The organism is Rhodoferax sp. UBA5149, from assembly GCF_002413825.1.
Classification (GTDB): domain Bacteria; phylum Pseudomonadota; class Gammaproteobacteria; order Burkholderiales; family Burkholderiaceae_C; genus Rhodoferax.
In genome coordinates this window covers 11,054-12,241 of sequence record NZ_DHXT01000204.1, presented here as the reverse complement: position 1 = coordinate 12,241, position 1,188 = coordinate 11,054, and the positions used below count along the sequence as shown (strand labels likewise).

The following is a 1,188-nucleotide window of genomic DNA, read 5'->3' as shown; positions in this document are numbered from 1 at the left end:
CGCAGCACCAGATCATCCGACTCAAAGAAAGTACGGCAAAAATCGGTGAAGACAAACTTGAGGTCTTTGAAGCTGACGTTCTCACCGACCCAAAGGCCCTCGCACTGGTGAAACATCGGCGAATGGGTAGCGTCGCTGTCAACGCGGTAGGTACGACCCGGCGCAATGACGCGAATCTCGGGCATGGAACCTGAAAAGAGCAGCTCGGAAGCCTGCCCAGCGTCGATGGCGGCACGGTGCTGTTTGACGTGCTGTACCGCATAGCGGATTTGCATGGGGCTGGTGTGCGTGCGCAACAGATTGGGCGCACTGGCGGAGCCACCTTCAACATAAAAAGTGTCGTGCATCGAACGCGCGGGGTGGTCCTCAGGCGTGTTCAGGGCGGTGAAGTTGAACCAGTCGGTCTCGATCTCGGGACCTTGTGCCACTTCAAAACCCATGGAACCAAAGATGGCCTCAATGCGATCCAGTGTGATCGACACCGGGTGCAAACCACCCTGCCCGCGCTGGCGGCCCGGCAGCGTAACGTCCAGTGCTTCGGCCTGCAGTTGAGCCTGCAATTCGGCATCGGCCAGCGCCTGACGATGATTGTTCAAGGCCGCTTCAATGGCCTGCTTGGCGAGGTTGATGGCCGCGCCGCGTGACTTTTTCTCGTCCACCGTTAGAGCGGCCATGCCCTTCATCAGCTCGGTAATACGACCCGACTTGCCCAGAAACAAGGCTTTGGCGTTTTCCAGGTCTGCGGGGGTGGTGGCCTGCGCAAAGGCGGCTTTGGCGCTGTCAACGACGACGTTCAACTCGTTCATAAATTCTCTTGTAGTTCCGACATAACCTGGGTACCGGTTAGTCTTCTCTGAAACTGCGTTTTCATGGAAAAAGGGCTAGCGCTTTTTCAAGCTCTAGCCCTTGTTTCTGTTGCACAGCTCGCTATCTAAATAATAGCGAACCGCCGTGAACTCAAGCCGCCAGTCTGGCCTTGACTTGCTCCACGATGCCGGCAAAAGCAGCCATGTCGTGAATCGCGATATCAGACAAAACCTTGCGGTCGATCTCGATATTGGCTTTCTTCAGACCGTTGGCGAACTGGCTGTATGTCATGCCGCACTGACGAGCAGCCGCATTGATACGGGCAATCCACAACTGACGGAAGACGCGCTTTTTGGTACGGCGGTCACGGTAGGCATATTG

The 1,188-nt window shown here is 56.3% G+C and carries 2 protein-coding genes; both read right to left on the bottom strand.

Translation table 11 applies throughout. The annotated features are described in order from the left end of the window. A partial coding sequence (locus tag B3V69_RS18220; protein WP_296448505.1) for a phenylalanine--tRNA ligase subunit alpha occupies positions 1–806 on the bottom strand: 806 nt, incomplete at its 3' end. A gap of 151 nt (positions 807–957) precedes the next feature. Further along, positions 958–1,188: 50S ribosomal protein L20 (gene rplT, locus B3V69_RS18215; RefSeq protein ID WP_296448503.1), on the bottom strand; the 231-nt coding region annotated here is incomplete at its 5' end.